Source organism: Halarchaeum nitratireducens, from assembly GCF_014647155.1.
Classification (GTDB): Archaea; Halobacteriota; Halobacteria; order Halobacteriales; family Halobacteriaceae; genus Halarchaeum; species Halarchaeum nitratireducens.
In genome coordinates this window covers 1-3,695 of record NZ_BMOQ01000018.1, presented here as the reverse complement: position 1 = coordinate 3,695, position 3,695 = coordinate 1, and the positions used below count along the sequence as shown (strand labels likewise).

The window sequence follows — 3,695 nt, the reverse complement described above, 5'->3', positions numbered from 1 at the left end:
GCGGCGCTTGCCATCTCGAAACTCGTGAGGTAGCCGAGACTCCAGCCACCGCCGTACAGCAGGCCGCTTGTCGCCGTGACGATGGCCTTCCGGTGGTTCCGGTAGTACTGCGTGATCGATTGTTTGTTCATAGTGTTAGGCGGGCTGGGGAGTGTACCCCTGGTTTTCGATGGTCTCTGCGAAGGCGTCGGGGTCAGCGACGCTGTCGTCGTACTCGATCTCGACGCGGCCGGTCGCGTAGTGGACTTCGACGTGCTGGACGCCGTCGACGTTCGACAGGGCGCGTTCGACGGTACTCGCGCAGGTCGGGCAGTCGAAGTCGAGGACGCGGAATTGGGTTGTGTCGCTCATTACAGTTTGAGATAGTGCCCGTACCTCAATAAGTATTTTTTATATGATATGTTTGAATTCGGATACGAGTCGTTGGAATAGTCAAACGGGTCGTCTAGGGCTTTCGCTATCGCGGGTCCATCCTGTACTGGATACCTCGACAGACACCTACCCGACTCCTGCCCCGCTACCTTTTCCCGCGTGCTCGCGCTCAGTCCTCGTATGAGTGATTCCGATACCGACCACCGTCTCGACGACATCGCGGTGCGAGACACTCGGATTTCGGACGCCATCGACGAGCCGATGCGGGCGATGGTCCTCGACATTCTGTCCGAGGAAGCCCTAACTGCGACCGAGGTCCACGAACGCCTCGACGATCGCGGCATCGACCGGACGGAGAACACGGTCCGCCATCACATCAACGAGCTCCGGGATGCGGGCCTCGTCGACGTCGTTCGCTTCGAGGAGGGGCGTGGTGGGACGACGAAGTACTACCACGCGAACACGATCGTCCTCTCGTACTCACTACCAGATTCGGCCGACGCCGCCGTCGAGGAGATGATCGACGCTGCCCAGCCCCAGATCACGGACGCGCTCACTACGCTCACCGACGAGTACGACGACGCTATTGAGGAGATCGTCGAGGATATGCAGCCCTGCGAGCACTGCCAGACCCAGAAGTACGAGACGTACGTTCTTCTGACCGTCCTGCGACGTGCGTTCGTTCGCGCCCACAGAAATTCCTGAGGGGGAACCACCCCTACGCTGGCAGGGTCTTAGAAGGAGAACCGATCACGCGCGGATTGCATCGCGAGGCGAGTCAGGAGTCGCGCAGGGCCACGCTTTGGGAGGTCCCGTACAGTCTCGATGCTGGTCGGCGATTCACTACCACCAATGTCTAACTCCCAGCCTGTCTCGTCCATGAAGCGTTCGACAGCCTGATTTACTCGCTGTCGCACGTCGTCCGAGTCCATTGTCTCGGGCACACCATTCCGGAGGACGACGTCGCCGTCAACGATCACTGTCTCGACGTCGGCCGGGACCGCGTTGTTCACGACGTGTGCGGGAACGTTGGTCAGTGGCGTGAACTTCGGTTTGTCGACGTCGAGGAGGATAATATCCGCGCGCTTTCCCGCTTCGATACTGCCGATCTCGTCGCCCATCCCCAGCGCGCGTGCGCCCTCGATAGTGAGCATTCGTATCAGTTCCATCGAGTCGAACTGCCCGGCTGAACGCTTGAGATTTGCCGCCAGCCGAGCTTGCCGCGCTTCACCGAACATGCTGTACGAGTCGTGCCAGTAGTGGTCGTCAATCCCTACTCCGACGTCGACGCCGGCGGCTCGAAGCTCGGGAACGGGCGTCCACTGCGTCTCCCCGTCCGGATTCCAGTAACAGAAGACGGACGGGCAGTGCGCAACAGCCGCGTCCGCCTCGGCGGTTCGCTGGATGTCCTCTTCGTCGCCGAGGCGGAAGTGAGCAGCGACCAGTCGGTCGTCCAGGAGTCCAACGTCGTCGAGCAATCCTACCGAGTCCTCGCCACCGTTCGCTCGTGCCATCGTGTTACTCTCCTCGAGTTCGAGCAAGTGCGTGTGGACGAGCAGGTCCGGATACTCTGCGGCGAGGGATGCGGTCCGTTCCCACAGCTGCCGGGTACACGACCAGTCGTCGTGCGGGCAGATCGTCGCCCTGATTCGGCCGTCGTACGTGTCGTGGTACGTTTCGACGAACTCGCGAGCACGGGAGAACTGCTGATCGACTGGTTGGTCCCAGAAGAGGTCCGAGATCGCCGGGCCGAAAAATCCGCGGAGCCCTGCTTCCCCGAACGCCTCTGCACCTGCGGCAGGCCGTGCGTCCATCGAGTTCACGGTCGTGACACCGCCCAAGAGGAAATTGAGCGCTGCGAGCTCGACGCCTGCCTCGACGAGGTACTCGAATTCGCCGTTCCCTAATCTGTTAAACAAGGCCGTCCCACTCCCAAGCATCTCCGTCAGCTCGAGTTCGCTAAACGCACCGATGAGCGGTGTCATCTCCAAGTGCGTGTGGGCGTTCACCAACCCCGGCATCACCAGTTTCCCGTTCCCGTCGATAACGGTGGACGCTTCTAATTCTCCGTCTCCTGCACGTGATGGTCGGACTTCTTCGATACAGCCATCGGTGATGCATACTGTGCCGCGCTCGTACAGGCGGTTCCGCTCGTCGGCTGTGAGAACGAGTGCATCATGGATTGCCAGATCGACAGCCATCGTAAATTAGGAAGTGGATGTGACAGTTACCGTACTGGACAACCGAGCAGGCCGGCGAAGGCTGTTCTTCCAGGTGGTGTTCCCCTCATTTGGGATATCATCGGTCTCTACTGGTCCCATTAGCCTCTAATACGTCGGCGTGATTTAATCAGATTCCCCTTTTGAATCTGAAGTCGGATTCCGTGGAGCTTGTGGAGGTTTGCAATGTTTTCCCCTCTTCACGATAGATCATCTATGGCCGACGGTTACGATGCCATAGTACTGATACCCTCATAGGCAGTATATTCTAATCAAAACCGCAATAGATGATCCCTACAATGATACACCTATGCAGGCGACGATAATCGACGGAGTTCTTGAATCCCTTCGTATCGGTGTCGGATTTCTCTGGACGGCGGCGTGGGCGATCATCATGGGCCTCACGATTACGAGTCTCGTCCAGGTCTACGTCTCGAAGGAGCGGATGGCACAGGTGCTGGGTGAGGGCGATCTAACTGGACTTACCAAGGCGACTGTGTTCGGAGCAGCAAGCAGTGGCTGTAGTTTCGGCGCCGTCGCCATCGGGAAGGGCCTGTTCAAGAAGGGGGCGCACGCGGTGAACTTCCTCGCGTTCATGTTCGCGTCGACGAACCTCATCGTCGAACTAGGGCTGATGATTCTCATCCTGCTTGGCTGGGAGTTCCTCGTCGCGGAACTGCTCGGCGGCCTGATTCTCATCGCCGTCATGGCCGCCATCGTCCACCTCACGCTTCCCGAAAACCTGTTTAACGAAGTCCGCGAGAAGCTCAACGAGCGCGACCGCCAGGCGGGCGTCACGGAAGATCCCACCTGCGGGATGGAGGGGAAAGACGAGTACACGCTCACGACCGACGGCGGTGAGACGCTCAAATTCTGCTCGGAGGGCTGTATGGAGACCTATCGCCAGGAGACGTCGAGTAGCGGCGGGTGGCGTGACGAGTTGCTGTCGTGGGGTGGCTGGTACAAGGTCGGGAATCAGTACCGCAAGGAGTGGTCGATGATCTGGAAAGACATCGTCGCCGGCTTCCTTATTTCTGGGTTCGTCATCGTCTTCGTCCCCCAGTGGGTGTGGAACACCCTGTTCATTCAGGGCGACGGCCTGCT

General features: G+C 59.4%; 4 protein-coding genes. 2 read left to right on the top strand and 2 right to left on the bottom strand.

The features are described 5' to 3' along the window. Positions 1-135 precede the first annotated feature (135 nt). On the bottom strand, positions 136-351 hold the full coding sequence (locus IEX91_RS16120; protein WP_004594622.1) for a heavy-metal-associated domain-containing protein: 216 nt from the start codon (positions 349-351) through the stop codon (positions 136-138). A 201-nt stretch (positions 352-552) separates the two neighbouring features. Here IEX91_RS16120 and IEX91_RS16115 point away from each other — a divergent pair, with 201 nt between their 5' ends. After that, complete coding sequence (locus IEX91_RS16115) at positions 553-1,077, top strand: ArsR/SmtB family transcription factor (RefSeq protein ID WP_004048660.1); 525 nt, start codon at positions 553-555, stop codon at positions 1,075-1,077. A gap of 29 nt (positions 1,078-1,106) precedes the next feature. Here IEX91_RS16115 and IEX91_RS16110 read toward each other — a convergent pair whose 3' ends face one another. Further along, positions 1,107-2,573 carry an amidohydrolase family protein gene (locus tag IEX91_RS16110; RefSeq protein WP_188880235.1) on the bottom strand — a complete coding sequence of 489 codons (1,467 nt, stop codon included), beginning with the start codon at positions 2,571-2,573 and terminating at the stop codon, positions 1,107-1,109. A 328-nt stretch (positions 2,574-2,901) separates the two neighbouring features. Between IEX91_RS16110 and IEX91_RS16105 the strand changes: the two genes are divergently transcribed. Then, positions 2,902-3,695, top strand: a 794-nt coding sequence (locus tag IEX91_RS16105; protein ID WP_188880233.1) for a permease, incomplete at its 3' end; no start/stop codon positions are given.

Excerpts from the sequence above, each read along its gene's own strand:
- IEX91_RS16110 (WP_188880235.1), bottom strand. The coding sequence starts at position 2,573 with ATGGCTGTCGATCTGGCAATCCATGATGCACTCGTTCTCACAGCCGAC.
- IEX91_RS16115 (WP_004048660.1), top strand. The coding sequence starts at position 553 with ATGAGTGATTCCGATACCGACCACCGTCTCGACGACATCGCGGTGCGA.
- IEX91_RS16120 (WP_004594622.1), bottom strand. The coding sequence starts at position 351 with ATGAGCGACACAACCCAATTCCGCGTCCTCGACTTCGACTGCCCGACC.